This window comes from Nitrosomonas sp. JL21, from assembly GCF_009833095.1.
In the GTDB taxonomy this organism is placed as follows: Bacteria; Pseudomonadota; Gammaproteobacteria; order Burkholderiales; family Nitrosomonadaceae; genus Nitrosomonas.
Genome location: NZ_QRCB01000007.1, coordinates 59,243 through 85,986 on the forward strand (window position 1 = coordinate 59,243; position 26,744 = coordinate 85,986).

General features: G+C 48.5%; 26 protein-coding genes, 1 tRNA gene and 1 pseudogene. 7 read left to right on the plus strand and 21 right to left on the minus strand.

Features of this window, described 5'->3' with window-relative positions; genetic code table 11:
* Positions 1–68: 68 nt before the first annotated feature.
* On the minus strand, positions 69–1,385 hold the full coding sequence (locus ABF87_RS03140) for an alkaline phosphatase PhoX (RefSeq protein WP_160827682.1): 1,317 nt from the start codon (positions 1,383–1,385) through the stop codon (positions 69–71).
* 456 nt (positions 1,386–1,841) lie between these two features.
* On the opposite strand from ABF87_RS03140, the gene ABF87_RS03145 reads away from it, so the two are divergent.
* Complete coding sequence (locus ABF87_RS03145) at positions 1,842–2,120, plus strand: hypothetical protein (protein ID WP_160827683.1); 279 nt, start codon at positions 1,842–1,844, stop codon at positions 2,118–2,120.
* A gap of 214 nt (positions 2,121–2,334) precedes the next feature.
* Positions 2,335–3,948, plus strand: coding sequence for a hypothetical protein (locus ABF87_RS03150; RefSeq protein ID WP_160827684.1), 1,614 nt, complete (start codon positions 2,335–2,337; stop codon positions 3,946–3,948).
* A gap of 182 nt (positions 3,949–4,130) precedes the next feature.
* Here the strand turns inward: ABF87_RS03150 and ABF87_RS03155 are convergent, their stop codons facing one another.
* Together ABF87_RS03155 and ABF87_RS03160 are read right to left on the minus strand one after the other, a co-directional pair.
* Positions 4,131–5,009, minus strand: a complete 879-nt coding sequence (locus ABF87_RS03155) for an HDOD domain-containing protein (RefSeq protein ID WP_160827685.1) — start codon at positions 5,007–5,009, stop codon at positions 4,131–4,133.
* Between the two features lie 143 nt (positions 5,010–5,152).
* The gene (locus ABF87_RS03160; RefSeq protein ID WP_160827686.1) at positions 5,153–6,337 is read right to left on the minus strand and encodes an SAM-dependent methyltransferase; all 1,185 of its coding nucleotides are present in this window, start codon (positions 6,335–6,337) and stop codon (positions 5,153–5,155) included.
* 77 nt (positions 6,338–6,414) lie between these two features.
* Between ABF87_RS03160 and ABF87_RS03165 the strand changes: the two genes are divergently transcribed.
* Positions 6,415–7,155: a pteridine reductase gene (locus ABF87_RS03165; RefSeq protein WP_160827687.1), complete on the plus strand. Its 741-nt coding sequence runs from the start codon at positions 6,415–6,417 to the stop codon at positions 7,153–7,155.
* Between the two features lie 25 nt (positions 7,156–7,180).
* Here the strand turns inward: ABF87_RS03165 and ABF87_RS03170 are convergent, their stop codons facing one another.
* Complete coding sequence (locus tag ABF87_RS03170; RefSeq protein WP_160827688.1) at positions 7,181–7,519, minus strand: YraN family protein; 339 nt, start codon at positions 7,517–7,519, stop codon at positions 7,181–7,183.
* Positions 7,506–8,627 (minus strand): penicillin-binding protein activator, encoded by a 1,122-nt coding sequence (locus ABF87_RS03175; RefSeq protein WP_160827689.1) that lies wholly within the window; start codon positions 8,625–8,627, stop codon positions 7,506–7,508. Before ABF87_RS03175 ends, ABF87_RS03170 begins: the two co-directional genes overlap by 14 nt.
* Before the next feature lie 10 nt (positions 8,628–8,637).
* On the opposite strand from ABF87_RS03175, the gene rsmI reads away from it, so the two are divergent.
* Complete coding sequence (gene rsmI / locus ABF87_RS03180; RefSeq protein ID WP_160827690.1) at positions 8,638–9,492, plus strand: 16S rRNA (cytidine(1402)-2'-O)-methyltransferase; 855 nt, start codon at positions 8,638–8,640, stop codon at positions 9,490–9,492.
* A gap of 190 nt (positions 9,493–9,682) precedes the next feature.
* A complete protein-coding gene (gene pyrC / locus ABF87_RS03185; RefSeq protein WP_160827691.1) occupies positions 9,683–10,723 on the plus strand; it encodes a dihydroorotase in 1,041 nt (346 codons plus the stop codon).
* A gap of 23 nt (positions 10,724–10,746) precedes the next feature.
* On the opposite strand, the gene ABF87_RS03190 is transcribed toward pyrC, so the two are convergent.
* From ABF87_RS03190 to ABF87_RS03245, 12 genes are all read right to left on the minus strand, one after another.
* Positions 10,747–11,115, minus strand: a complete 369-nt coding sequence (locus ABF87_RS03190; RefSeq protein WP_160827692.1) for a DUF393 domain-containing protein — start codon at positions 11,113–11,115, stop codon at positions 10,747–10,749.
* 40 nt (positions 11,116–11,155) lie between these two features.
* Positions 11,156–11,797: an exopolysaccharide biosynthesis protein gene (locus tag ABF87_RS03195; RefSeq protein WP_240143500.1), complete on the minus strand. Its 642-nt coding sequence runs from the start codon at positions 11,795–11,797 to the stop codon at positions 11,156–11,158.
* A 119-nt stretch (positions 11,798–11,916) separates the two neighbouring features.
* Entirely contained in the window at positions 11,917–13,140 is a 1,224-nt protein-coding gene (locus ABF87_RS03200; RefSeq protein ID WP_160827693.1) for an ABC transporter permease, read from the minus strand.
* A 41-nt stretch (positions 13,141–13,181) separates the two neighbouring features.
* Entirely contained in the window at positions 13,182–13,955 is a 774-nt protein-coding gene (locus tag ABF87_RS03205) for an ABC transporter ATP-binding protein (RefSeq protein WP_160827694.1), read from the minus strand.
* Positions 13,955–15,100, minus strand: a complete 1,146-nt coding sequence (locus tag ABF87_RS03210; protein ID WP_160827695.1) for an efflux RND transporter periplasmic adaptor subunit — start codon at positions 15,098–15,100, stop codon at positions 13,955–13,957. Before ABF87_RS03210 ends, ABF87_RS03205 begins: the two co-directional genes overlap by 1 nt.
* 6 nt (positions 15,101–15,106) lie before the next feature.
* Positions 15,107–16,627, minus strand: coding sequence for a M48 family metalloprotease (locus ABF87_RS03215; RefSeq protein WP_345789868.1), 1,521 nt, complete (start codon positions 16,625–16,627; stop codon positions 15,107–15,109).
* 43 nt (positions 16,628–16,670) lie between these two features.
* Positions 16,671–18,296, minus strand: coding sequence for an NAD+ synthase (locus tag ABF87_RS03220; RefSeq protein ID WP_160827696.1), 1,626 nt, complete (start codon positions 18,294–18,296; stop codon positions 16,671–16,673).
* Between the two features lie 21 nt (positions 18,297–18,317).
* On the minus strand, positions 18,318–19,694 hold the full coding sequence (locus ABF87_RS03225; RefSeq protein ID WP_160827732.1) for a phosphomannomutase/phosphoglucomutase: 1,377 nt from the start codon (positions 19,692–19,694) through the stop codon (positions 18,318–18,320).
* A gap of 110 nt (positions 19,695–19,804) precedes the next feature.
* A complete protein-coding gene (locus tag ABF87_RS03230) occupies positions 19,805–20,008 on the minus strand; it encodes a zinc-finger domain-containing protein (RefSeq protein ID WP_160827697.1) in 204 nt (67 codons plus the stop codon).
* 24 nt (positions 20,009–20,032) lie between these two features.
* Positions 20,033–20,953 (minus strand): branched-chain amino acid transaminase, encoded by a 921-nt coding sequence (locus ABF87_RS03235; protein ID WP_160827698.1) that lies wholly within the window; start codon positions 20,951–20,953, stop codon positions 20,033–20,035.
* A gap of 83 nt (positions 20,954–21,036) precedes the next feature.
* Positions 21,037–21,972 (minus strand): hypothetical protein, encoded by a 936-nt coding sequence (locus ABF87_RS03240; RefSeq protein WP_160827699.1) that lies wholly within the window; start codon positions 21,970–21,972, stop codon positions 21,037–21,039.
* Between the two features lie 340 nt (positions 21,973–22,312).
* Entirely contained in the window at positions 22,313–23,311 is a 999-nt protein-coding gene (locus ABF87_RS03245; RefSeq protein WP_160827700.1) for a zinc-dependent alcohol dehydrogenase family protein, read from the minus strand.
* A 235-nt stretch (positions 23,312–23,546) separates the two neighbouring features.
* Here ABF87_RS03245 and ABF87_RS03250 point away from each other — a divergent pair, with 235 nt between their 5' ends.
* Complete coding sequence (locus ABF87_RS03250; protein ID WP_160827701.1) at positions 23,547–24,026, plus strand: hypothetical protein; 480 nt, start codon at positions 23,547–23,549, stop codon at positions 24,024–24,026.
* Between the two features lie 188 nt (positions 24,027–24,214).
* Here the strand turns inward: ABF87_RS03250 and ABF87_RS03255 are convergent, their stop codons facing one another.
* A complete protein-coding gene (locus ABF87_RS03255) occupies positions 24,215–24,547 on the minus strand; it encodes a YnfA family protein (RefSeq protein WP_160827733.1) in 333 nt (110 codons plus the stop codon).
* A gap of 122 nt (positions 24,548–24,669) precedes the next feature.
* Between ABF87_RS03255 and ABF87_RS03260 the strand changes: the two are divergent.
* Positions 24,670–24,795 (plus strand): annotated as a pseudogene (locus ABF87_RS03260) (IS110 family transposase); the annotation flags it as partial.
* 131 nt (positions 24,796–24,926) lie between these two features.
* Here ABF87_RS03260 and ABF87_RS03265 read toward each other — a convergent pair.
* The 3 genes from ABF87_RS03265 to ABF87_RS03275 all read right to left on the minus strand — a co-directional run bounded on the left by ABF87_RS03265 (position 24,927) and on the right by ABF87_RS03275 (position 26,695).
* Positions 24,927–25,002, minus strand: a tRNA-Lys gene (locus tag ABF87_RS03265).
* 379 nt (positions 25,003–25,381) lie between these two features.
* Positions 25,382–25,699, minus strand: coding sequence for a DUF190 domain-containing protein (locus ABF87_RS03270; RefSeq protein WP_160827702.1), 318 nt, complete (start codon positions 25,697–25,699; stop codon positions 25,382–25,384).
* Between the two features lie 39 nt (positions 25,700–25,738).
* A complete protein-coding gene (locus ABF87_RS03275) occupies positions 25,739–26,695 on the minus strand; it encodes a sodium-dependent bicarbonate transport family permease (RefSeq protein WP_160827734.1) in 957 nt (318 codons plus the stop codon).
* Positions 26,696–26,744 lie beyond the last annotated feature (49 nt).

A 26,744-nucleotide genomic window follows, 5' to 3' on the forward strand; every position in this document is an offset into this window, starting at 1 on the left:
GCTTTGATCGAAACATCCCTTTCAATGCAGGAAATGAATACCCATATATCTCATCGGCTTGGACACGATCAATCTTTCGAGGGTTTCCGGCCGATAGCCATGGTTTTGTCGTTGCCGGTTTCTGAATGCTGGATATTCACAAACAGCGTATGCGGATCTTTCCCGAAATAAATACCGGTTCCTTCCGCTGTTTTGTCCTTCAGAGAAGCAAATAAATACACGCCATCGCTGTAGCCATCGCCATCCTCATCGGGCTTGGCCACCCATATGTCGCTATTGTCATTATCTTCAACGATCCATAAATTTCCGTCTGGGCCATTGGCCAGATTATCCGGACGCATTAAACCGGTAACACCCGGTGTTGTGCTGGTGGGTTTTACTTCGACAGGGACATTGATGCCTGGTTGAACAAAATAACTCACGCTGGGCTTGGGTCCCAGTTTCACTGCGAGTATGGCGCCTGGGCCATCGATATTGGCGGGATTGGTGGCATCTTCGCAGGTCAAAGCTGCATACAGTGTATTTCGAATGCGCTCCAGATCTTCGGGCCGGCAAAAAGATGTCGCATTCGCAGATTGAGCGGCGACTCTGGCATTGATTTGAACTTGATTCATATCCAGAGCCACCCAGTCGGCTTCCCCTGTTTTCATACCATTTTTGACGCGAAGAGCATACAACTGACCACTCCCCAGGTCGCCGTAGTTCTTGGGAATGAATTTGTAAATCGATCCTTTCCGGTCTTCGTCGATCACATAGACATTTCCTTCTTCGTCAACTTCAATGCCTTCATGTGCCAAAGACCCGAGCATGGGGCGAACTTGGATGTCTTTGACGATCATCGGGGCATCTTTCTTGAATTTCATTTCGTACAGCATGCCACTTTGCGCTTGTGGCACGTCAGGGTCGGGTAATTGCGCACTGATGGTTTCTTCGCCAAACAGTATGGATCTCCACGGCGTCCAGACCAAGCCATCCAACGCTTCCCAATCCGATCGCTGTGCGAGAATCTGGGCTTTTCCGGTTTTTAAATCCACCACCGATACTGCGCCTCCTGCATAGGGATCTGCGCCGGGACGTACTTCGTGAGTACGATAAAGATACCGGCCGGCATGCTTTCCCGTTTCATTGACGGTGTTCATATCATTCCAATCATTAGAATTGGGATAAATATCCAAATCTGACTCGTCAGAAACAATCGATTGGGTAAATCCTTTTGGAATTACCCAGGGTTCACTGTTGAGAATTGCTGGATCAGATGTCGTTTGTTGATAAGCTGAAGCAGCGAGAGGTTTGAATTTCATCGGGCCGTTGACAAAATCCGCACCTGCATAGACCCATGTGGTCAGTGCAGCGCAAACGGGTATGGTCAGCATTGATTTGTTCATAATTTTCTCCATTTTGATTTGTGATTACGCGGAACAAAGAAACGATAAGTAAGTGTGGTACTTTTCGTCAGCGCAACTGTATCTCGGCAATATGAAAGCTTGATGTCATCGAAATGAATTTTTCATGAATGCACTATGACAGTTATGTCTAGGAAAACTCAGATTTTTTACCTATTGAGTTCGTTGATGAATTGCTGGAATTCATTGGACGGCATTATTCAATACTGATAGGAGATTCACATAGTGTAGAAATTGGTTAAACAGGAAAGCTAATCGCTCAATCCACGGTGCCTTCAGACGACATTGGGCAAATGCAGCATTTGGCCATTTTCTGAAATGACCACAAGCATAGGAATAGGTTTTTTCATGTTCAGCATGCATTAATTTTCTGTTGAGTATAGTGACACTCACCCGATGGTAAAACTGATCAACGGAATCAAGAAAAGGGGGAGAATCATGAAAAAACTATTCATTCTGACAGTTGCAATCCTGTTGTTATGCGGTTTTCGCGCACCCAACGGCAATATCATTTCCAAAGGAGAGCTTTCGGATAAGTTATTAATCAATCTCGGAGAGCCTCATGTTCGTACTGACTTGGGATTGATTCAAACCCGGGCATTTGGAGGAATTCTGTTTGTCAAACGGGAAGTATGGAGCTATCGAATTGATGAGTACAATTATCGATTCGTCATCCAAAATGGCCAAATTGTCGATGAGCATTGGTCAAGGTTTTAACCGGATAAAAGTCTGATTTTTTCAACTCGTACATCTATTTTGCTGGCAAAGTGGATGCTCCAAACTTTCACTCGACTTCAACCTGCCTGCACGTCATTCGCTACCTTTTTCAGAGCTTCTTCAGTAGGTATGACATATAAATGTAATGGTATTGTCATATCCACCTGTTAGATTGACCCACCTTAAATAACAATTAACTGGAGGTGGGTAAATCATGTATCACATACAATGTATTAAAAAAAATTTTTTAGCCTTATCTGCAGTGCTTGCAACTGGCGTTGCAAGCACTGCAGACGCCGCGACAGCAACCTTTGATCCTGCGACTGGAATAGTCAATCTTCCAATTGTCGAGGTGCTCAGCGAAGAATCCTCTGCATTCTATAGCGCACAACTACAACTCAATGGAAGTGAATTGCAATTGACTGCGGCAGCGCCCATCGCCGCAACAACAGGACAACGCAACGTATTCGATTTCGACACGCTTTCAGTTCATGTGCCATCGGTCACCGTAGGCGCAGATGATTTCTACGTTAAATTGAAATTAGTGCCAGGATCTGACCCATTACGCTTCACTATTGATCAATTAGCCGATAATGCATTCAAAGGGTGCCCAAGTTTTGCGCAACCTGGCGCTTCAGCAAACTCGTGTAGTTTAAGCGGGACGATTACATCCGATGTTACTTTAACAAAGAACATCGAGTGGGTACTTCAAGGTCCAGTGTATGTAGGTGGCGACAATACGCAAAGTGCTACATTGACCATCAACCCGGGTACAAAAATAATCGGTGTAGGCGGATCAGGGGATCAAGCCGCTTATTTATGGATACGGCGCGGCTCAAGAATCATGGCTGAAGGCACGCCCGATAATCCGATTGTGATGACGGGCCCGAGTGAATTAGTTGCAGGAGAATGGGGCGGCTTATTGATTTCAGGTAATGCGCCGGTGAATGGATGCAATGCAGGCGTTCCTCTATGTGAAGTTCCTTTCGAGGCCATTGTCAGTGAGCTATATGGCGGCAACGACCCAACCGATAATAGCGGCGTCATCAAATATACCCAAATTCGGTATGCCGGCAGTGCCGTGCGTCAAGACGAGGAACTCAACGGTTTTACACTGAATGGCGTAGGTTCAGGAACGCTGATCGACTATGTGCAAGTGCATGAAGGTTTGGATGATGGCGTCGAAGTCTTCGGAGGCACTGTTCAGATGAAGCACTTGGTGCTGACCAATATTCAGGATGATTCTCTCGATTGGACAAATGGATGGCAAGGCCGGGTACAATTTGCCTTGATCAAGCAGGCGGCGGCGATCGGCGATCGTGGCATTGAAGCGGATAATAATGAGAAGAATCACGATGATGCTCCTCGCGCTCAGCCCATTCTATCCAATCTCACGATACTGGGCCGCGTGGGCGATACCGCTACTCAAGGTATTTTATTGCGTCGTGGAACCGGAGCCAATATCTGGAATTCTGTCATTGTAGGTTCTCCCGTTTGCTTAATGATCGATGGTGAGAGAACTTTCGCCAATGCAGGTACACCGGGCAATTTGACAGGATCCCTGACCATTCAGAACTCGTATGTTAACTGCGCGACTAATTTCGCTGATGGTGAAGGAGCTGCTTTTACTACTTCTGATTGGTTTCTATCACAGTTGAATAAGGCCGAAGATCCACTGCTGAGCGGCTACTTACCGACAACCGGTTCTCCATTGACATTGGGCGGGGCTCCGGTGAGCGATGCTTTCTTTTCTCCGGTCGATTATGCCGGTGCATTCAAGGATTCCAATAGTGACTGGACTAAAGAATGGACTGTCAATTTCAATTGATCGCAGAATTTCGGGTAATCGATTTCTTTGATTGATTCTTCCGAACCTACCTCGATAACTGCTGAATTTTCAATATGATTCAGCAGTTTTCAAATTTTCGTAATAGCTTTTTATGACTTTGACGATTTATCGAGTCAATGCTGGTGGCTGCAAAGCCGCATCATGAAACGGAAGGCAAAAACTTAATCGCTTATCTCTTCTGCGATGACAAGAAATTCATTTTGCGAACCGCAAATTCTTTCCTGAGCCAGCTTTGCATCGGACTCAGAAATTCCGAGTTCATCCAGAAGTGCTGCCGTTGCCACGTTGGAACATCCATCAGGATTGGGTTGATTCGACAACAGGCGTTTGGCGACGGCGATGAGTTTGACATACGCTGCGTGATTACCCGAATAATCAGGGAAATGCTGCTCAGCCACGGCCGTCATGATTTCTTCAGGCAGGTTCCAAGCTTTGATCAGATACATCCCTATCGTGTCATAAGCGATTCCAAACGTATGCAATTGCAATGCGCGTGCATTAAGCTCCGGATGCCGCGAAACGAGATTGTTCAGGAATGAGAATTCTCTGGGATACAGATGTCCGAACAGTAGATGCCCGAAGTTATGGAATAACCCATTCAAGTAGGCGAGATCGCAATTGATCAAATCCTTATTTGCCATTTTCTGGCACAGTTCCGAACCGAGTGTCGCACAGGCCAGCGCTTGACTCCAGATACGGACCCGGCCCAGGGCGCCATCATTAGGCAACTTGAAGCAACCGGCAGAAATTGTGCATAGCGTCAGATTAAGCGCGGTATTGAAGCCCAACACCAGCGTAATGGCATGATGCACCGAGCTGATCCGGTCGCCATAGCCAAAAATGGACATTCGCGCATATTTCATGATGAAAGCGGTCAGGCTCGGGTCTTTCTCGATGAGACTGGTCAGTCGTTCAATATTGGCGTCCGGATCGTTGCGGAGCTTCAGAAGCTGTTGGGTTGTTTCGGGCAGGGGAGGAAGCTGTGAGACGTGTTGCAGGGTTCGACGAAGATTATGGCTGAATTCTAATTTGTTAAGCACTAGCATTTGATTAATCTTCTTTAATTGACATTTGGCAATAATTGGTCATGGGCGTGAAGTACATGAGTTCAGTTTTTATGCTTAACAATATAAAAAAATATCTCCTCTATAACGGTGGGTCTCTTGTTTTCTTTACAGCAAAGTTACAGCATGCGGCTCATATCTCCTCTGTGAAAACCCATCAATGGCTCGGGAAAATCTTTTACAAATGCGATGGCTTTGAACAATTCGCCCATCTCAGCAGGGCTGATGAGTCTATGCAGTTGATTGGCCTGAGGTAAGTAATGCGTGAGATCCTCTGCAGAGGTCTGGGCCAGGATGTCAGTGATGCCGCAATTGATCAAGAAGTGCGCCTGCGTCGTATAACCGCCAAGCTCTAAATGGGTATTCTCAACTGTCTGAGTAATGGCACTGAAATCGACATGACTGGTGATATCTTGTAGTCCCGGCAAATAAAACGGATCGCCATGCGTATGGTGACGATAATGGCACATCAATGTCCCCTCACTGCGCTGCGGATGATAATACTCATTACGGCCGAAACCATAGTCGATCAATAAAATGACGCCTTGTTGCAGGATGTCGGACAGACTGCGCATGAAATACCGAGCATTCAAATTGATTTCACTGAAATACGGGTGCGACGATCCGCCGAGATTGATCAATGATGACAAGGTTTCAGCCATTGCACGAAGTTCAGCACTCAGAATCGGGCGATTTTGCCAGACAAATTGCTCATTCTCCCATGCCACGCCTCGTTCAAATGCTGCATTGCTATGCCATACGATGCTATGCACCGGCATGGCATCCAGCACTTCATTTGCGAGCATGACACCACTGAATCGAGGCGGTATTTGCTCGAGCCATTCGATGATTGCTGTGAGGTGAGGAGCATGCTCTGCCAGTAGCGCTTGTTGCCGTGAGCGCAACTCTGCGCTCACGTCGAGAATATAATATTTTCTGGGTAAGGCATTGGATCGTTCCAGTTCAAGCAATATATCCAGCGCCAGTTTCCCAGATCCAGCACCAAATTCAAGTAGATCGGGGGTAGACATACAGTGGATTATTTGCTTGATTTGCTGAGCCACTGCCCGACCGAATAACGGAGATATTTCCGGGGCCGTGACAAAATCTCCCGCGCTGCCCAGCTTGGTTGCGCCGCTGCTGTAATAACCGAGTCCTGGCGCATACAACGCCAAATGCATGAATTGCTCAAATGAAATCCAACCGCCGGCGGCGACTATCTTATCGCGTATCCTCATCTGTACCGAACGGCTATGGTTCAATGCGTCTTCGTTGGCAAGTGGCAAAGTCTTCGGTGCAGACATAGGAAAAAGTGTTGTGATACATTGCAGCTTGTTGATGATCTCAATATATAGTGTAGCAGTTGTTTGAGGAGGTGTAAGTGCGAGACAGCGTAATTTTGATTACCGGAGGCGCCAAGCGGGTCGGAGCATCGATTTGCCGGCGGCTGCATGCACATGGCGCGCGGCTGATCATTCATTATCGGACTTCTCTGCACGAAGCCAAGGCTCTGCACGATGAATTGACTCGGCAGCGGCCGGATTCGGTGGCATTGGTGCAAGCGGATTTACTGGACATTGAATTATTACCCGAGCTGATCGAAAAATCAGTGCAACGCTTTGGTCGATTAGATGGATTGATCAATAACGCCTCAAGTTTTTTTCCAACCCCGCTGCCGCAATTGACTCAGGCCGACTGGATTGATCTCGTCGGCAGCAACCTTCAGGCGCCGCTGTTCTTATCTCAGGCAGCTGCGCCTTATCTGAAGCAGCAGCGGGGTTGTATCGTGAATATTGTCGATATTCATACCGAGCGGCCTTTGAAAAATTATGTCATCTACAATGCCGCCAAGGGTGGATTATTGGCGTTAACGAAATCACTCGCTGTCGAGATGTCGCCAGAAGTGCGCGTCAATGGCGTTTCACCGGGGCCGATTCTATGGCCGGAAGAAGGAGAGTGGGCTGATGAAGCGGCACGCCGGCAAATCATTGACAGCACCTTGTTGAAACGCTGCGGGGAGCCCGATGACATCGCCCGCACCGTGCAATTTCTAATTGCTGATGCACCTTATATCACTGGGCAGACGATTGCGGTCGACGGCGGCCGCAGTATCCACTTGTGATTTAAAAACCTACCGGTGCGAGCGGTTATTCGCCAAACGCATTTTTGATCCATTCGATATGCTCACCATCGCTCCCAGATAGCAACAGGGCATCAAATCGGCATGCCGGTTCGTGGCCGATTTCTGCCAGATAGTGCCGGGCCGTTTGCAGAAGCTTGGCCTGCTTCGCAGCGGTAATGCTGCCGGCTGCGCCGCCATGCTTCTGAGTGCTGCGCTGGCGCACTTCGATAAATACCAAGGTGCTGCCTTCACGCATGATCAAATCGATTTCACCAAAGCGGCAACGGTAATTTTTCACTATCAATTGCAGGTGCTGGCGCTGCAGATATGCCAATGCTCGGTACTCGGCGTCATTGCCTTTCATAGGGAGCGAATTCTTGCTGAGATCTGATCAACTGGACTTTTCCCTGCTCAAACCGGGCAGCAACAGGCTCACGCACAAAATGATTCGGGGGCACGAAACGGATATGGCCCGTGACGCCGTCAAAGGGAATTTCTTCGATCGGCTGCGACATCGGCGGCAATAGATGGGTCATCAAACGAAAGGCATCGATTCCCAGCGCATAAAGACGCTTCATATCCGCGCTCTTGCTGGCGCTGGGATGACCATACGCCATGACTGCTGGATGATCGGGTTGCAATAACCAAGGCATATCGACAAATTCGATGCCGTTCAGATCATTATTCAGTAAAAAATTTTCGGCATCGGTAAAAATTTGCGACGTGGCAAAGACCGGAGCATCCGGATCCAGATATGGTCGGATGACGCGGGATTTGGCGGCATCCAGCGCGAGAAAAATCAAATGATCAGGATCGGCCGTAATCGTTCGTAATTGCTGCAGCTTGGCGGGGTCTTCACTATAGCGGATAGCCTCTGCCGTTTTGCCGATCTCGCTGTGCCACTGTTCGGAAAAGGCTGTTTGCAGACGTTTGGATAATCCACTGTCATCAGTGATGATGAACGCATGATTTTTGCCGCTCGCATAGGCTAATCGAGCGATTTGACTGGCCTCGGTTTCCATGCGCAAACCAAACAAATAAAGCTTGGATGACAGCGCAGCCACACCGTCGGAAGTATTCAGCGCCAATGTGGGCACATCCAGATGCTCCGTCGATGCGATTGCCGAAACGCCATCGCGGGTCAATGGGCCAACCACGAAAGCTGCGCCGGCAGCCAGCGCCTGCTGGTGGGTGGCAAAAATATCCAAAGGATCGTCGGAGGTCGAATAAAACCGGATCACATAGGGAAGCTGCTTTTCACGCAACGTCGCAGCTGCAAAGCCCTCTTTTACCATCGTTGCTGCTTCGCCGAACGACGATGATTCCAACGGCAGGATGACTGCAATATGACGTATGATGGGCGCTTCGAACGTTGTTTGTGGTTGAGGATGTTCCGCTGAATCCATGGCACTTGCCGATGAAGTGATGAACAACAGACCGCTGACCAGAAACAGAAAATAAAAACGTTGCATAGTGAAGATCATGCTTAAAAAAAATGCATTATATGTGGTTGCGACACCGATAGGAAACTTGAACGATATCAGCCTACGCGCGCTGGAGATACTGGCTCATGTTGATGTGGTCGCTGCCGAGCACACGCAGAATTCCAGGCACTTGTTGACAAAACATGGGGTTAAGGCTCAATTGATCCATGTGCATCAGCATAATGAGCGATCATCGGCTGACACGATCCTATCCCTATTGAGCGCCGGTAAAAGTGTTGCCTTGATCACCGATGCCGGAACGCCGTGCATCTCGGATCCCGGGGCTCTGGTCGTGCAGGAAGTAAGAAAACAAGGTTTCACGGTGATTCCGATCCCTGGCGCAAATGCGGCGATCTGCGCGTTGTCAGCCAGTGGAATCATGCATCCGCATTTTTTGTTTTATGGGTTCTTACCGGCTAAATCCGGTCTACGAAAACAAGAATTAACCACTTTGAAATCATATTTCTGCACGTTGATTTTTTATGAAGCGCCTCATCGCATCCTGGAATGTATCACCGATATGCAAAGCATATTCGGGCCACAGCGCACCATCACGATTGCACGTGAATTAACCAAGTTATTTGAAACGATCAAAACCGGTACGCTCGAAGAAATCAATGCCTGGCTACAGGCAGACAGCAATCAGCAAAAAGGCGAGTTCGTCGTGTTGGTGGAGGGCGCTGAAATCCAGGAAAAAAACCAACTCAGCGAACAGGCGCAACACACGCTGAAATGTCTGCTGGCCGAATTACCCCTCAAGCAGGCCGTCAAATTAACGGCAGAGATTACTGCGGAAAATAAAAATGCACTTTATCAATTGGCATTGGAATTAAAAAAACTTGGAGAATGCTAGCTGGCGACGATCAGGCAAGGCAGAGTCGGGTAAGAGCACAGTTTGGGAAAAGTAAATGAGCATGTTGAACCTGATTTCTATACATGATAATTAAGCTCAGTAGCTTTCCCAACTCTCTCCCTACAAATGGCGGAATCCAAGACTCGATTTGCGCTTGGCGTATAATGCAATTTTCTCTCGGCAATCGATTGTGGACAGCATAACTCTTACCCGCCCGGACGATTGGCACGTTCATGTGCGTGATGGCGAACAGATGCGCGCTGTGCTGCCTCATACGGCACAGCAGTTCGCACGCGCCATCATCATGCCTAACTTGAGGCCTCCGATCACTACTACCGATTTGGCGGAATCGTATCGAACACGCATTTTCACTGCGTTACCCGACGCTTTGAAATCACGGTTCGAACCGCTGGTGACGCTTTATTTGACGGATAACACGCCTCCCGACGAAATCATCCGCGCCAAAGCAAGCGGTATCGTGCACGGCATCAAACTCTATCCGGCCGGTGCGACAACGAATTCAGATTCCGGTGTCACCGACATCGCCAAATGCTATGCCACGCTGGAAGCCATGCAATTGCATCAGATGCCGTTGCTGGTACATGGCGAAGTCACGGATACCGGGATTGATGTTTTTGATCGAGAGCGCACGTTCATCGATCGGGTACTGGCGCCGCTGACGCATTATTTTCCTGCGCTGCGCATCGTATTTGAGCATATTACTACCCGTGATGCGGTTGATTTTGTCAAACAATCCTCGGGCTGCGTGGCCGCAACGATAACTGCCCATCACTTATTGCTGAACCGTAACAGCTTGTTCCAAGGTGGCATCCGTCCGCACCATTATTGCTTGCCGATACTGAAGCGCGAAGAGCACCGGCAAGCGTTGCTGGCAGCTGCCACCAGCGGTAATGCCAAATTTTTTCTGGGCACTGACAGTGCGCCTCACTCACAGGTCAACAAAGAAAACGCCTGTGGCTGCGCCGGTATTTTTACTGCCCATGCTGCGCTGGAACTCTATGCAACAGCTTTTGAACAAGCCAATGCCCTTGAAAAGCTCGAAGCTTTCGCCAGTTTCCATGGTGCGGATTTCTATCAGTTGCCGCGCAATGATGAACGCATTACGCTGCGCCGGCAACATTGGCAGATCCCGAAAAGCTACGAATTTGCCGGCGAGGCGCTGATACCTATGTATGCTGGAGAAAAGCTGACCTGGAAGATGATGGCATAACCATCGGAGCGAATTACCGGCAGTCACCAGTGTTTGAGCGCGCGATTCCACCGGTACAGCAGTCGTGCAAAGCCATTGTAGAAGAGGGGCGCCACAGATCTGATAATAGGCAATCGCAGCAATTTTCCCCATCCACGCTGACTCGGTGTGCGCTCGAACAATTCGGCGAACGCATCGATGCCAATGCAGAGCTCTCCATCGGCATCTCTGACATGCAAACGCTCCCTGATCTGCTCAAGCGGAATGCTTAGTTCCTGGGCAGCTTCCGGCATCTGATGCACATCGATCCATTCCGCATCGTCAACTCCGCATTGCTGCATGCGTTGCCGTTGCTTATGGATTCCTGCGTTACAAACGGGGCAGGCGCTGTTGTAATAGACTTTGACGGACATTGTCGAATCGCGATTCAGGTTAGAGCGCCATGATCTTGGTTCAATAAAACAATGAAAACGACATGCCCATCCAAATCATCACCAGCACGATCATGGTAATGCCAATGCCGATTGTGCCGATCAGCATACCGATCAGGATCATGAAACCGTCCCGGTTCAATAATCCCAGCGACATGATCAGTATGCCGCAACCCGGCGGAAAATTCGTCAATGGCAAGGGTAGTGAAATAGAGAGAGCAAAAACAAACGAAAAAATCCCGATGATTCTTTCCCAGGTGTGAACCGTGATATAGGTCATGCGCGGATGCATGCGGTTCTCGAGCTTCTTGAGCCAGGGTGTAATCGCAGCGACGATTTTTTCCAGTACAGAACGCGGTATGCTTTTTTTCTCTATCCAGGCAGGCAGCCACGGTGCACGCATACCTAATACCATCTGCGTCGAGAAAATGAACAGCGGTATCGAAAATACCGTCGTATAGCCTGGCGGAACGGGCACCGGCAGGCAAATCGGTATCGATGCGATGGCCATCAGAATGCCGAAACCGCGCTCATGCAACGCATTTTTAATTTCACCGACCGTCATCGCGGTATTCTGGTTTTCTACGACGATAATCGCCAGAAAATCGGAAGTAGGGCGCTCGTTGATTGCCATGGGTAATCTTCCCTGTTCTTTCTCTGACATATTATCTGCCCAAAAAAAGGTGACAAAATCGATAATAAGCGCGGAATAGTGGGACTAATTCACGCTCGCCAGTTCGGGCGCCTCGTTCATCCTTTCCGCTGACTGTTTTTATCGGCCAATCATTCATAACGAAGCGCATCGACCGGTTTCAGCGAAGCTGCTTTCTTGGCTGGATAAAATCCAAAGAAAATACCCACAGCGGATGAAAACAAGAAAGCCAATCCAACCATTCCAGCGGTAATGACGATCAGCATATCAGCAAAGCGGCTGACCAGCCAGGCGCCGCCGATGCCTATTATCAAGCCTATGATGCCGCCCATGAGGCAGATCATCATGGCTTCCAGCAGAAATTGCGTCAGAATGGCACGTTGATTCGCGCCTATCGCCATTCGTATGCCAATCTCACGGGTGCGTTCCGTGACAGATACCAGCATGATGTTCATGATGCCAATACCGCCCACCAACAATGAAACGGATGCAATTGCTCCGAGCACAATCGACATGACTTTGGCGGCGTCGGTCGCAACATCGGCGATAGCGGTCAAGTTGCGTACCGTGAAATCATTTTCCTTGCCTTTGGGGATGCGATGGCGCTGACGCAATAGCTGGGTGATCTCGATTTCAGCGATATCCATGTCATCAGGCGTTTTTGCCTGCACCAGCATGTAGCGGATCGAGCCTGGAAATTGACTGCCGGTAATCTGGCGCTCACTCGTGCTGATAGGAATGATCACGGTATCATCCTGATCGCGTCCGGTCAGGCTTTGGCCTTTGGCCATGAGTATCCCGACCACGACAAAGGGGCGATTGCTGATGCGGATGGTTTTTCCGATAGGATCTTCTTCGTTGAACAAATTTTTGGCGGTCACAGAACCGAGAACCACGAAGCGCGCTGCAGAACGCAGATCAGACTCGGTAAAAGCAGCACCCGACTCCATTTTCCAATTGCCGACCTCGAAATAATTGGGCGTAGTACCGGTGATGATCGTGCTCCAGTTCTTGGCGCCATAATTCAACTGCACCGGCCCGGTCGTGACCGGAGCGGTAGCTTTGATCGATGTGAGTTCGGCGATCGCATGCGAGTCGTTGATGGTCAACGTTCTGACGCTGCCGCTACCGAAACTGAAGCCGCCAGACGAGGTTGCGCCTGGCACCACTAAAAATAAATTGCTGCCCATCGCGGCGATGGTTTCATTGATTTTGGTACGCGCGCCTTGGCCGATCGATAGCATCAGCACGACAGCGGCAACGCCGATGATCATGCCGAGCATGGTCAGGCCCGTGCGCAGCCGGTTCTGCCGTAAGGCGCGCAGCGCCTCGCCAATGATCGAGAGCAAGTTCATGTGTCAGTGGTAATTCCAGATCATGATCAACGTAATCGCTATCAAAGTGATGGAAACGATGGCGTTCCGCCAGGTGCTGTTTCATGGCGATTCTTCTCGTCAAGAACGATATGCCCATCTTTTAGCCGGATCAAGCGATGAGCGTACGCAGCGATATCGTCTTCATGCGTCACCAGGACGATGGTAATCCCCTGTTCGCGATTGAGTTGATCGAACAATAGCATAATTTCCCGGCTGGTCTGCGTATCCAAATTGCCGGTCGGCTCATCCGCCAGGATCAGCGGCGGATGGTTGACGAGTGCGCGGCTGATGGCCACTCGCTGCTGTTGTCCGCCGGAAAGCTGATTGGGTTGATGCATCGCGAAATTTTCCAAGCCGGTGCGGCGCAAAAGTTCCAACGCGCGTTTGCGGCTTTGCGCACGGCTGATGCCAGCATACAACAGCGGTGTTGCGACATTGTCCAGCGCGGTCATGCGCTTGAGCAGGTTGAATCCCTGGAATACAAAACCGATTTTCTCATTGCGAATACGAGCGAGCTCATCTTTGCTGAGTGTCGCGACATTTTTTTCAGCAAGCCAATACGATCCGCTGGTCGGCGTATCCAGACAGCCGAGAATATTCATCAGGGTAGATTTGCCTGAACCGGAATGACCCATGATGGCGACGAACTCGCCTTGCTGGATAGTCAGATGAATATCAAATAAAACTTGATTAGTGATGGTTTTGCCCGATGCATCCTGCAAGCTATAGCTTTTGCAGAGCCGTTCTATCTGGATCAGCGGGTAAGCGGCCGGGTTTAATGATTGTGCGGGCATCAGAATACCCGTAGTTTGAATTTGCTTTCCGATTCCTTTTTGTCAACGATTTCGCTGATGATGACTTTATCGCCTTCGTTGATGTCGCCTGTGACGATTTCAGTGAAATTGCCATCTGTAATGCCGGTAGTGATACTGACCTCAATCGATTGATTATCGGAAAGCCGGTACACCGTCGATTGAGCAGTGGATTTTGCCGGCTTGGGACTCTGGCTCGATTCGTTGTCTTTGGGCTGATAACGCAATGCAGCATTGGATACCCGCAACACGTCGGTTTTCTGCATCACGACGAAGTGAATGTTTGCCGTCATGCCCGGCAATAGCGTGCCATCCTCATTATCCACCATGGCGACGACATTATAGGTGACCACATTTTCCTGGATGGTGGGATTGAGCCGGACTTGTCTGACTGTGCCGGTATATTTTCGCTGCGGAAAAGCGTCTACGGTGAAATTGATGGATTGGTCAATATGCAATTGACCGATATCGGCTTCGGCAACGCTGATATTGATCTGCATTCGGCGCAGATCCTTGGCGATCTGGAACAGCGTGGGCGTTTGAAAATTCGCTGCGACCGTCTGGCCGATATCGACATCCCGTGCAATGACGACACCGGAAATCGGGGAACGGATGACGCTGTAATTGAGATTGGCCTGGTCGCGCTCAACCTGAGCCTTGCTGATCGCAAGCTGCGCATGCGCGGCTTCGACTTCCTGTTCGACGATTTCCAATGCTTCGGGGGAAATGAACTCCTTTTCCTTCAATAACCGGTTGCGTTTCAGTTTGGCTTCAGCAATCTTTACCGCCACCTGGGCATTGAGCAGATTTGCCTTGGATTGCTGCAATTGCGCGCGCAGCAATGCCGGATCCAGTTCTGCCAGTATCTGGCCGATTTCCACCTGATCATTATAATCGGCGTACAGCTTGGCCACCGTGCCGGAAATCTGCGTCCCGACATTGACAAGCACAACTGGCGTCAATGTGCCATTGGCAGAGATGCTCTGCACGATATCACCTCGTTCTACCGTACGGGTTTTATATTGAGTAGATTTGCCTTCCTTATTTTCATTGCCATACCAATACATGACGGCAACCGAGATTATCGCGGCGGCAATGATAGAGTGTTTGAAGCTGATCGTGATCATGCAAGTTTATTTTTCTGCTTTTTCTTCGTCTGACTTGAGCGTCTGCAACTGTTTCAGGCGCGCTTCGATACTGGATAATTGATAGAAATTTCCATTGCCGTGCTGTAATGCCGTTTTCAGTTGATCAATGGCGGCGCCAAAATGGCCCTTGAGAAAATAAACTTCAGCCTGGGCGCGATGCTCAAGCATTTTATCACCTAACAGTTCGTAGCACTGTGCTTGCAAGCCGAACAATTGCGCATCATCTTGAATGAGCTGGAGTTGTTTATTGATGAACTCAAGTGCGGCTTGCGGTTTCTTGTTCTGAATGAGCGTGCGTCCATAGCCATGAATCAGGGCGCGATGCTGAGGATACCTTTTCAAGGCGTGCTGATAGGTTTTCATGGCCTCAGCGATTTTGTCATTGGCCACCAGTACATCGGCGGCAAGTGTTTCCATCATGGCACCGGCTATTAATTGCTTGTATTCGATCCGTATCGGCTTCCCCAGCACATGATCGCTCAGGACCGATGCAGAAGGATCGCTTTGCAGCACTTGGTACAACCGATTCAATTCTGCATTGGCCTGATGCGCTTTCTTGTCGCGCAAGAGCGCTTGAATGTAACCGTAACGCTCAACGGCCTCGTTGTTATAGCGTTTTTCTTCCAATCGGGTCTTGAATTGTGCGACGGCCTCGTAGGATTTCCCTTGCAAAGCGCGGAGCTTGGCGCGCACCAATAAAAAATCGATGCTGTCGGGAACTTGGCGATAGGGCATTTCCCGCGTTCGATTCTGAATATCTGCAATCCGTTCGAAAGTGAGCGGATGCGTCCGCAGATATGAAGGCGCGCCGGTTTCATGAAAGCGCCCGGCTTTCTGGAGCCGTTCAAAAAAAGTGGGCATGCCCTGGGGATCGAATCCAGCGTCGAGCAAAATATTCAGACCGATTCGATCGGCTTCTTTTTCATGCTTGCGGGTAAAATCAAGTTTTGATTGGATGATGCTGGCCTGCGATGCGACAAGAATGGCCTGGCTTGCCTGAGCGCTCGATCGTGCCGCGAGAATTGCAACCGCAAGCGATGCAATCGATTTCACCCAATCGTATTTCTGTTCGGCGATCATGCGGGCCAGATGTTTTTGCGTCACATGGGCAATTTCATGAGACATTACGGCAGCCAGTTCCGATTCGCTTTGAGCGGCGATGATGAGTCCGCTGTTGAATCCCATGAAGCCGCCGGGCAACGCGAATGCATTGATCGACGGATCCTGGACGGCAAAAAACTCAAAGGTCTGGTCGATGCTGGCTTCATTCGAATTGGCAATCAATTTATGACCGAGGTTACTGAGGTAGCTGGCAATTTCCGCATCATCCAGATAACGGGGATCCGCACGGATCTGGCGCATGATCTGCAAACCCAATTGCCGCTCCTGATACGGTGTCAGCGTGGCTTGCGATATGTCCCCCAATTCAGGTAATTCATGCGCGTAGCCCTGTGCGGAAATCAAAATCGGCAGCACGACCATCAAACGGATCAATATCATGATCATAGGATGTTGAAGCAGGAATCAAGTTCCAACCGAGCTATGAAGCTCAAATGGATGACCACGCCTTATAGCTGGAGGTAATGGGATAATACCAGGCAGTACCAAAATCACAGTGAGTGATGCGAATACCGGGAGGGGCCTGGTGGCGCTTGTATTCGTTCTTGTGGATCAATTGGATGACTTTGGTGACATCGTCGACATTGTAATTCAGGTTGATGATTTCAGCGGGTGAATAATTTTTCTCGACATACGCTTCGATAATGCCATCCAAAACTTCATAGGGCGGCAACGAATCCTGATCCAATTGATCAGGCCGCAATTCTGCGGAAGGAGGGCGCGAAATGATGCGCTCCGGGATGACCGGACTGATCTGATTGCGGTACTCGCACAACTGATACACCATGGTTTTGCTGACATCCTTGAGGACCGCAAAACCACCTGCCATATCGCCATATAACGTGCAATAGCCGACCGCCAGTTCAGATTTATTGCCGGTCGTCAGTACCAGCGATCCGGAGTGATTGGAGAGCGCCATCAATATCGCGCCGCGGATGCGCGCTTGTAGATTTTCCGGCATGGTACTCGCTGAGTCGATGGCTTTGTTGGGAATGTCGAAGGCCGCTTCGATCTCTGATAAATAAAGCGCGAACAACGATTGAATATTACATTCGGAATGCGTGACCTGCATGGTTTGGGTCATCTGCTGCGCATCCTGCACGCTGATCTCAGCGGTGTATTGTGATGGCATCATCACGGTCTTCACATTTTCCGCGCCGATAGCATCCACCGCGATGGCCAGTGTCAGCGCTGAGTCAATGCCACCGGACATTCCCAGCAACACCCCGGGAAAATTATTCTTCCGGACATAATCCCGCACACCCAGGCATAGCGCCTGATAAACACTGGCAATGGAGGGTTGCGAGGCGGCGAGTTTACCGGAAATCAAATGCTTGTTCTCAATGTCGACCAATCCGACAGTTTCGGTAAATTCTTCCAGTTGATGAGTCAGTTCTCCTTGACGATTCATAGCAAAGGATGCGCCGTCGAACACCAGTTCATCCTGTCCACCGACGAGATTGGCATGAATGACGGAAATACCGGTTTGCTTAACGAATTGATGAGTGATCTGATAACGGGAAACTTGCTTTTTGATATGGTATGCCGAAGCATTCAGAACCAGCAGGACATCGACATGCGGGCGATCGATGACATTGGCGGCATGGCCCAGCCAGAAATCCGAGCAAATATTGATACCGAATCGAATTCCGGATAATTCGAATATGCACGGCTCCTTGCCCGCGTCGAAGTAATAGGATTCATTGAAAAAAGGCGATTTGCTGAGAAATTTCTTATGGTAAGTGTGTGTAATCGCGCCATTCTGGATCACTGAAGCGGCGTTGTAGAGCTTATCATCCTGAAAGCTCGGGTGGCCGACGATGAGTGTGATGCCATGGATCTTTTTCACCAGCTCGGTAAGCGCTTCGTTACAGGATTGGCAAAAAATTTCACGCAACAGCAGATCAACGGGAGGATAACCCGACAATGCCAATTCCGGCGTCATCACCAGTTGGGCACCAGCCTTTTTTGCCTGGTCTACGGCTTCCAGAATTTTAGCTGCATTCCCTGCGATATCTCCAACGGTACAATTAATCTGAGCGATTGCAATGCGCATGATCTGCCGGATGAGTATCCATTAAAAGGGAAGCTGGGCGTCCGGTTTTGCTTGCAGGATATTGCGCCGGAAATCTTCCTGTATGCGACGTAAAGCCGTCTCATTGTCAGCTTCGAAGCGCAGCACGATTACCGGCGTGGTGTTGGAAGCACGAGCCAGGCCAAAACCGTCCGGATATTCCACTCGTAATCCATCGATCGTAATGACGTGCTGCGGATGATCAAAAACTGCCTGCTGCTGTAATTTTGCAATCAAAGCATGATTTTCGCCTTCTGCAGTGCGAACCTGCAGTTCCGGCGTATTGATACTATCCGGAAGGGCATGAAGAATGGCGTTGTAATCGGCTTGATGACTCAGTAATTCAAGCAGCCGGGCTCCGGCGTACAAGCCATCATCGAAACCGTACCACCGTTCTTTGAAAAATAAATGACCGCTCATTTCACCCGCCAGCAATGCCTGAGTTTCGATGAGCTTGGATTTGATGAACGAATGCCCGGTTTTCCACATGATAGGTACGCCACCATGTTGACTGATCCAGGGTGCAAGATTGCGCGTGCATTTGACGTCGAAAATGATCTTGCCGCCGGGATTGCGCGACAGCACATCCGCTGCAAACAGCATCAACTGGCGGTCAGGATTGATAATGGCGCCGCTCTTGGTGACAATGCCCAACCGATCGCCGTCACCATCGAACGCCAACCCGATGTCAGCATCCGTTGTTTTCAGCGCCTGGATGACATCGTGCAAATTTTCCGGCACGGATGGATCGGGATGATGATTAGGAAAACTGCCATCCACATCACAAAATAATTCAATAACCTCGCATCCCAAATTGCGATAGAGCCTGGGGGCAAATGCGCCCGCCACACCGTTGCCGCAATCGACGATGATTTTCATCGGCCGTGCCAGCTTGATATCGCTACTGATACGCGCAATATAAGCATCTACGATGTCGTGTTCGGAATAATTTCCGCTGCCGTGCTGAAGATCGTTGTTTTCAATGCGCAGACGCAATGCCTGGATGGTTTCGGCGGCCAGCGTCTGGCCGCCCAACACGATTTTGAAGCCGTTATAATCGGGCGGGTTATGACTTCCGGTCACCATGACGCCAGTATATTGGCACAATTCGTAAGCGGCATAATACAGCATGGGGGTGGCGACCATTCCGACATCGATGACGTTGATGCCGCTTTTCTGGATCCCGCGCGCCAGCGCCTGGGACAACTCAGGCCCGGACAATCGTCCATCGCGCCCAACAGCAATCGAAGTGAGTTTGCGGGCACGGGCCTCAGAGCCAATCGCGTGACCGATTTTCTCAACGTTTTCCACTGTGATCGTTTTACCGACAATGCCACGAATATCATACGCCTTGAAAATTTCAGGAGGAATTTCATGCATCATATGTTTAAAGTAAATTAAAGTGATGGTTGATCAAATGGTGTCCAAAGATTCGTTGATTCTTATATTCGATTGCTTGATTGATTATTCTTTTTGGGATATCAACAGGTTCAATGATGTCCCGCTATTGCTCCGCCTTTCAGGATGTAATGCGTGCCGCAGTAAGGACACAGGGCTTCACCGGTCGCTTCAATCGGCAGAAACACCCGCGGATGCGAATTCCATAGTCTCATTGCCGGTGTCGGGCAATGCAATGGCAAATCCTCTGCGGTTACTTCAATTTCACGTGCTTTGTTGTCAGTTTGCTGGTTCATAACAATAACTCCACTATGGCGGTATTAAATCAGAGTAAGCCAGTCTGCGTGATTGCTGGCTCTGCCCTTGACGCAATCGAAAAACATGGTCTGAATCTGAGCAGTGATCGGTCCGCGTTTGCCGATTCCAATGATGCGGTTATCCAATTCGCGTATCGGTGTGACTTCGGCGGCGGTGCCGGTAAAAAAGGCCTCGTCAGCGCAATAGATTTCATCACGGGTGATGCGTTTTTCGATGACAGGAACACCGATTTCAGCCGCCAACTCCAGGATCGACGCGCGAGTGATGCCTTCCAGACAGGATGTCAAATCGGGCGTATACAGTTTTCCTTGCTTGACGATAAAGATATTTTCTCCTGATCCTTCCGCCACATAACCTTCGACATCCAGCAACAAGGCTTCGTCATAGCCATTCAAGGCGACTTCCTGATTGGCCAGGATGGAATTGGCATACGTGGTCACAGATTTGGCACGGCACATGTTGACGTTGACATGGTGGCGAGTGAATGAGGAAGTTTTGACGCGGATGCCATTTTCCAGGCTTTCCGGGCCAAGATAGGTGCCCCAAGGCCATGCGGCGATAGCGACATGAACGGACAGCGTGCGGGCTGATAAGCCCATGGCTTCGGCGCCGTAGAAAGCGATAGGGCGAATATAGCCGGCAGTCAGTTTATTCTGTTTTACGACATCGCATTGCGCTTGCATCAACGTGGCTTTGTCATACGGTATTTTCATCATGAAAATATGCGCTGAATTGAACAAACGCTCGGTATGCTCCCGTAACCGGAATATCGCCGGTCCTTGTGCCGTTTCGTAAGCACGCAATCCTTCAAAAACACCTAGTCCATAGTGTAACGTGTGCGTCAGCACATGCGTATTGGCATCCCGCCAGGGAACCATTTTTCCGTCGTACCAGATTACGCCGTCACGGTCAGCCATTGACATTCAGGAACTCCCGCTAAAATTCTAAAAGAGCCGTATTCTAACTTATTTTTGATGCAACATTGAAACGTGAACGGAATTAACAACTATTCATCATTGAGTGAAGAACGCGCGATAGGCAGCCTTGAAAATTGTTCGAAATAGCCTTCAAGTTTTTTACGGACATGATGAGGGTTTTGCACGATGGAGTGGATCAGTTGAAAAAGCGGATAGGGTTGGGTGTCGAACAACCGATGCTGATGAACCATCTGCAGGGTGTGCGGCCCTTCGCCCGATATCTCAGCAGTTTCTCCCCGAGCCAGTTTTCTACCTAATTCATGATGATGCGAACTGATGCTGGTGGCAGTCGTAATGAGATCGCCCAATCCCGCCAGGTGATAGGGCGTGCCAGGATGCCCGCCCATTTCCACGACGATCCGATTCAATTCTAGCAGAGCAGCGACAGCCAAAAAACCTCGGACGTTGTCGCCCAGCTTGAGCTCATCGGCCATTCCAAAAGCCATCGCGTAGACATTTTTTAGAATTACCGACCAACTGATTCCGATGATGTCATAGGAATGAGTCATCAATAGTGGAACATTTTGGAAGCAATCGTGCATCGTTTCAAAAGATCGGAGATCATGACACCCCAATTGGGCAAACGCATGATGCCCGGTGCGAATTTCCTCTGAAATCATGGGGCCGTACAACAGCGCATACGGTTGCTGCGCCGGTAAGTTTTCCGCAAAAATTTGCGCAGCAGTTTTGCCGGACTCATCCAATCCTTTCGCGATACTGACACATAAGCAGTCTTTTTTCAGCAGAGGGGCAATGGCTTGCACCACTTCACGATGCGGATTGACCGGCAAGCAAAACAAGACGATATCGGCTCGCGGTGCGCTGTCTTCCAGGCGGACATATGGAAAATCACGATGCGGAAATTTCTCCCAAATATCTACCGTATGCTGATCCTTGAGCAAATACGCCATCACTTGGCCCATTTCACCGTGACCTAGAATGAGAATTCCGGGATGTGCTGTCATATATCAAATCCCTCGATCAGAATAATGAGGACAATTAAAGAATTGAAAATTAAACTAATGTGTCTCTTATAGTGTTAACAGTGACAGAGGTGAAATAGCAAGACATTGAGTTCACTCATTTTTTGGATGCTTGAAATTATCATTGACTATAACGGCAATGACTTGTTTTCATGATTCAAATTTCACTTTTTTAAAGACCGGTAGGACTACTATTTTCTGATTGGGCAAGTGAAAAAAAGTTATCATTTCATAGCGATTTGACTATTGCACTAGATAATTGACTCCGATTGAAGATGGCAATATCGCCGGTTTGAGTAAGTTTTATGGTTTTAGTGTCTGCTCATAATAATGTAAGCACCAGCTTGCCTAGTGGATGATTTTGTTCCAGATAGTGTTGTGCGCTGGCGGCTTCTGCTAAATCGAAAACGCGAGCCACCTGAATCGACAATTGGTCATCATCAAACAACGTTGCGCATTGGCGCAGGATGTCTGCTTGATGAGATTTTGCATCCTCCAACTCCAACAATACCGGGGTCAGCATCAATTCGAAGCTAAAACGTATGTTGCGCAGCCGGGCTTCGCTCCAATTGAAATCTGCTGAGGGTTGCAAGATGGTGATGACATCACCGTAGCATTTCACATATCGGAAACATTCTTGCAGTACGGATCCACCCACGGTATCGAAGACGGTATCAACGCCTTGACCGTTCGTCCATTGCATGATTTCGTCGACAACATCCTGCGTGCGGTAATTGATAATTTTATCGGCACCCAGGCGCTCTACGAAATCTGCCTTCTCATCATTACTCACGGTTGTTGCTACGATGGCACCCGCCCGCTTCGCCAATTGAATGGCGATATGACCTATGCCTCCAGCACCGGCGTGAATCAATACGGTTTGACCGCTGCTGAGGCGTGCCCGATCGTGCAATGCCTCCCATGCAGTGATTGCCACTAACGGCACGGCTGCTGCCTGTTCGAACGTCAACGATGCCGGTTTCATCGCCACTAAATGCGCATCGACCAGGACATACTCGGCATAGGTGCCTTGGCGGTTATTAAACCCGGGCTGTGAAAAATACACTTCATCGCCGGGTTTGCAATTGCGTACCTGACGACCAACGGTTTCGACGATTCCGGCGCCATCGCAGCCGGGAATGACTGGGAAAGTGACCGGAAAGCGATCCGGCGCAGAGCGAATCTTATAATCGATCGGATTGATCCCGGCGGCTTTTATCCGCACCAGCACCTGGTGATCCTCGCATTGGCCTGCAAAAGGAAGATCTCCATATTGCAGCACGTCGATCGATCCGCCATGCTGAAAAAATATTGCTTTCATATCCAAACTCCATTGTTGTTTTTATATCAATGCTCATGCTGGATAGATTACAAGAAATTGCGTTGCATGACATCTCAAGGCATTGCCTGCGATATTGCCAATCATGTCGAAGAATTCACAAAGAGTTTACATTTGCTTAACAATTCGCCTCTCATAACATTCTATAGTTACATCCAATGCAAGAGCAGTTTGGTTTAACGAAACAATTTTTAATCAGAGAATTCAGGAGGCGATCATGGCAAACATATCTTTTCTCGTTAAAGGATCAGGAACGAACAGTGAACAAAATGCGGCAAAAGCTTGGGTAACTATAGAAGAAATGAATGGCGGATCTCTGTTCTTCAAGGTCAAACAAGTCGGCGGCGTCATGGGTAATTTACATGGCCTGTATTTTGATATCGCTGATGAAACCATTCTGAATTCTCTGCGTATCAGGGCAACATCAATGCATCTACGTACCGATGAAGATTCTATGACCGGGATGAAATACGGTACCGATCTGACCGACTCATTTGCCGGACAAAGTACACGATCATTGGATGCAAAAGAGATTATTCGAGAATATACCTTTACATTGCAGAGTGAGAAGCGCGCCCTGGCACTGAGCGATTTCTCATGCATGCAATTGGATTATTCGGACAATCGGGGCGATTGCACCGACGCGACCATCAATGATGACGATAGTCATCGGTGGTTGTATTTGGCGTTACTGTAGAAATTTCAGTATCTTTAAATGATGAAAGGAGGTGGTTAAATATAGAAAGCAGAAAATATTTGATTGTTCGGGTGGATGAGAAAAGTTACCGAAGTTCGGAAAGTCCGGAAACTCTTTTTTCTCATCCTCCTTCTGACTATTTTTTCGGATAACTTTGTTTTTTCCAGGACAGCCTGTGTTATTTCGAGCTAGGCAGCTTTGGGAGAAAACATGATAATCGCCATCCCTGCAATGGATACCAGCGATCCCACGATATCCCATAACGTTGGTTTTATCCCGTCGATCCCCCATAACCAGAGAATGGCTACAAAGACATAGACTCCTCCATAGGCTGCATATACCCTGCCCGCTGAAGCAGGATGCAATGATAATAACCAGACGAAAATTGCCAAACTCAATCCTGCAGGAATAAGTAACCACACACTTTTTCCCTGCGTCAGCCATAGGTAAGGTAAATAACACCCAATAATCTCGGCAATCGCTGTTAGAAAGAAAAGCAAAAGGGTTTTGATTTCAAACATAGAAAAGCTATTAGCACCCCGGTAAAGGGTGATCATTTTAACAGCTCAGCCGATTGGCAAACAATGCCATAATTCCTTATTGATAAATAACCTATGACTCAATGCCTGGGCATGATCTGCCGGAAAACGTTGAGCAACAGGCGATCTTGTCGATACACCGTGCCAGACAGGGATTCGTCAAAGCCAGAACCGCACAGGCAAACCAGATACGGGGTTTACTCTCTCAATTTGGCATTGTGATAGCTCAGGTTGATCTGAGCGAGAGGTATCGAGATATATACCTTGGTTAGTTTTGCATGTCTTGTTGAAGTTTAATGGGCAATGTAACCCCAAGAAAAAAGCACTTAGGATCAAAAATCACTAAGTGCTTATTTTTATTTGGTAGGTCGTGGCAGATTCGAACTGCCGACCAACGGATTAAAAGTCCGCTGCTCTACCGGCTGAGCTAACGACCCAAAGCGCGGGATTATACCTGATTCAATGGCTGATATAAACGACTTTGTAATGCTGATAATGAAATTTTGATAAATAGCATGTAGCTATGATGACGGTTTTTTATTTTTATCACTATATTTCCGAATAGTGATGGGGAGCAGATTTCCAGATGTACTTGAAACAGAATAAAAATTGTAGATAAAGAAAAAAATCTGCTTACTCCAGCACCCGTTTGATTGGCAATGATTGTACCTTCAGATAGCAATGAACTCGCTAGTACTATGTTTGCTCATTCGCCACTGGAGAATTCGGGCTGAGAGGTGAGTTTTATTGCAAAACGTGCATTTTGAAGTGCACGTTTTGCAGGTTACAGAATATTGCTGAACAAGGGAGTCAAGGCTAGTAAGAAACAGCTGGGCCTTCAAGCCAGAGACAATCTGAGATCAGACACATACCACCGAAGCTTTTCAATGCCGGTCTCAATTCATTGACTACTCGTTGGGCTTGATCTTCTTTGCAAGCAAGAATGACAACGATATTTTCTTGTTCCATCAGCACATCATCAGGATTTCGCGCTCCTCGGGATCCGTAACCTCCCGCATTTTTGATCACGGTATAGCCGCGAACTCCGCTTTTTTCCAACAAATCCATCAGATCTTCAAGTTGTTCGATCCCGATGACAATCTCAAATCGTTTCATTGTAATTGTGTTATTCATAATCTTTTCCAATAAAAGTCGTTCTAAATATGATGGCCTTTATACTGCGATAGTATGAAACCAATGCGACATTTCCCAATAAATCGGTACCCCGATAAATATGTTAAAGGGAAAGGTAACACCTAGAGAAGCACCAATTGAAACTGCTGGGTCAGCATCGGGCACGGCAATACGCATTGCTGCTGGAGCAGCAATATAAGAACAACTGGCGTACAAGACAGCAAGCAACATCGTGCCGCCTTCCGATAAACCGAATAACCATCCTAAATAAGCGCCAAAAAATCCTGCTGTTAATGGAAAAAGTATACCAAACGAAACAATGAATACCCCTTTTTTCAAAACTGCTGACAATCTTGAAGCTGCGAGCAATCCCATTTCCAGCAAGAAGAACGCCAGCACTCCCATGAACAAGTCCATGAACATTTTGTCCAGTGGAGAAACCAATTTCACTATACCAGCGTAATAGCCGATAATCACACCAGCGATCAACAGATACAAGCTGGTGCCGGTCAAAATTTCATGCATCAACTTGCCCCATTGGGTTTTTTCACCGCCAGCTCCAGCACGAGCCAGAACCGTACCAGTTACCAAGGCGGGTATTTCCATCAATGCCATAATCAGTACCATATAGCCCTCGGAAGGTTCATCTTTCGCCGCTAAGAAAGCTACACCTACGGCAAACGTCACCGCACTCACCGAGCCATAGTGAGCTGAAATTGCACCTGCATCAGCTTGAGTAAATTTACCGATGAATCTTAGGATTGGATATGCTGTCAGTGGAATCAATGCAGCTAAGACGACCATGGAAATTGCGATGGGTAACACTTCCATGATTTCATACTTGGCCATTGAAACTCCACCCTTGAATCCAATGGCGATCAACAGAAAAAGACTCAAGCTCTTATATAGAGCCTCGGGTATTTTCAGGTCAGATTTTATTACCCCTGCCAATACACCAAATACAAAAAACAGTACGACCGGTTGTATAGTTGCCATACAAAACTCCCTATTCACTTAATAATTATATATTTTTTCTTGAATACTG

Excerpts from the sequence above, each read along its gene's own strand:
- ABF87_RS03140 (WP_160827682.1), bottom strand. The coding sequence starts at position 1,385 with ATGAACAAATCAATGCTGACCATACCCGTTTGCGCTGCACTGACCACA.
- ABF87_RS03145 (WP_160827683.1), top strand. The coding sequence starts at position 1,842 with ATGAAAAAACTATTCATTCTGACAGTTGCAATCCTGTTGTTATGCGGT.
- ABF87_RS03150 (WP_160827684.1), top strand. The coding sequence starts at position 2,335 with ATGTATCACATACAATGTATTAAAAAAAATTTTTTAGCCTTATCTGCA.
- ABF87_RS03160 (WP_160827686.1), bottom strand. The coding sequence starts at position 6,337 with ATGTCTGCACCGAAGACTTTGCCACTTGCCAACGAAGACGCATTGAAC.
- ABF87_RS03170 (WP_160827688.1), bottom strand. The coding sequence starts at position 7,519 with ATGAAAGGCAATGACGCCGAGTACCGAGCATTGGCATATCTGCAGCGC.
- ABF87_RS03175 (WP_160827689.1), bottom strand. The coding sequence starts at position 8,627 with ATGCAACGTTTTTATTTTCTGTTTCTGGTCAGCGGTCTGTTGTTCATC.
- rsmI (WP_160827690.1), top strand. The coding sequence starts at position 8,638 with ATGCTTAAAAAAAATGCATTATATGTGGTTGCGACACCGATAGGAAAC.
- ABF87_RS03190 (WP_160827692.1), bottom strand. The coding sequence starts at position 11,115 with ATGTCCGTCAAAGTCTATTACAACAGCGCCTGCCCCGTTTGTAACGCA.
- ABF87_RS03195 (WP_240143500.1), bottom strand. The coding sequence starts at position 11,797 with ATGTCAGAGAAAGAACAGGGAAGATTACCCATGGCAATCAACGAGCGC.
- ABF87_RS03200 (WP_160827693.1), bottom strand. The coding sequence starts at position 13,140 with ATGAACTTGCTCTCGATCATTGGCGAGGCGCTGCGCGCCTTACGGCAG.
- ABF87_RS03205 (WP_160827694.1), bottom strand. The coding sequence starts at position 13,955 with ATGCCCGCACAATCATTAAACCCGGCCGCTTACCCGCTGATCCAGATA.
- ABF87_RS03210 (WP_160827695.1), bottom strand. The coding sequence starts at position 15,100 with ATGATCACGATCAGCTTCAAACACTCTATCATTGCCGCCGCGATAATC.
- ABF87_RS03215 (WP_345789868.1), bottom strand. The coding sequence starts at position 16,627 with ATGATCATGATATTGATCCGTTTGATGGTCGTGCTGCCGATTTTGATT.
- ABF87_RS03220 (WP_160827696.1), bottom strand. The coding sequence starts at position 18,296 with ATGCGCATTGCAATCGCTCAGATTAATTGTACCGTTGGAGATATCGCA.
- ABF87_RS03225 (WP_160827732.1), bottom strand. The coding sequence starts at position 19,694 with ATGCATGAAATTCCTCCTGAAATTTTCAAGGCGTATGATATTCGTGGC.
- ABF87_RS03230 (WP_160827697.1), bottom strand. The coding sequence starts at position 20,008 with ATGAACCAGCAAACTGACAACAAAGCACGTGAAATTGAAGTAACCGCA.
- ABF87_RS03235 (WP_160827698.1), bottom strand. The coding sequence starts at position 20,953 with ATGTCAATGGCTGACCGTGACGGCGTAATCTGGTACGACGGAAAAATG.
- ABF87_RS03240 (WP_160827699.1), bottom strand. The coding sequence starts at position 21,972 with ATGACAGCACATCCCGGAATTCTCATTCTAGGTCACGGTGAAATGGGC.
- ABF87_RS03245 (WP_160827700.1), bottom strand. The coding sequence starts at position 23,311 with ATGAAAGCAATATTTTTTCAGCATGGCGGATCGATCGACGTGCTGCAA.
- ABF87_RS03250 (WP_160827701.1), top strand. The coding sequence starts at position 23,547 with ATGGCAAACATATCTTTTCTCGTTAAAGGATCAGGAACGAACAGTGAA.
- ABF87_RS03255 (WP_160827733.1), bottom strand. The coding sequence starts at position 24,547 with ATGTTTGAAATCAAAACCCTTTTGCTTTTCTTTCTAACAGCGATTGCC.
- ABF87_RS03270 (WP_160827702.1), bottom strand. The coding sequence starts at position 25,699 with ATGAATAACACAATTACAATGAAACGATTTGAGATTGTCATCGGGATC.
- ABF87_RS03275 (WP_160827734.1), bottom strand. The coding sequence starts at position 26,695 with ATGGCAACTATACAACCGGTCGTACTGTTTTTTGTATTTGGTGTATTG.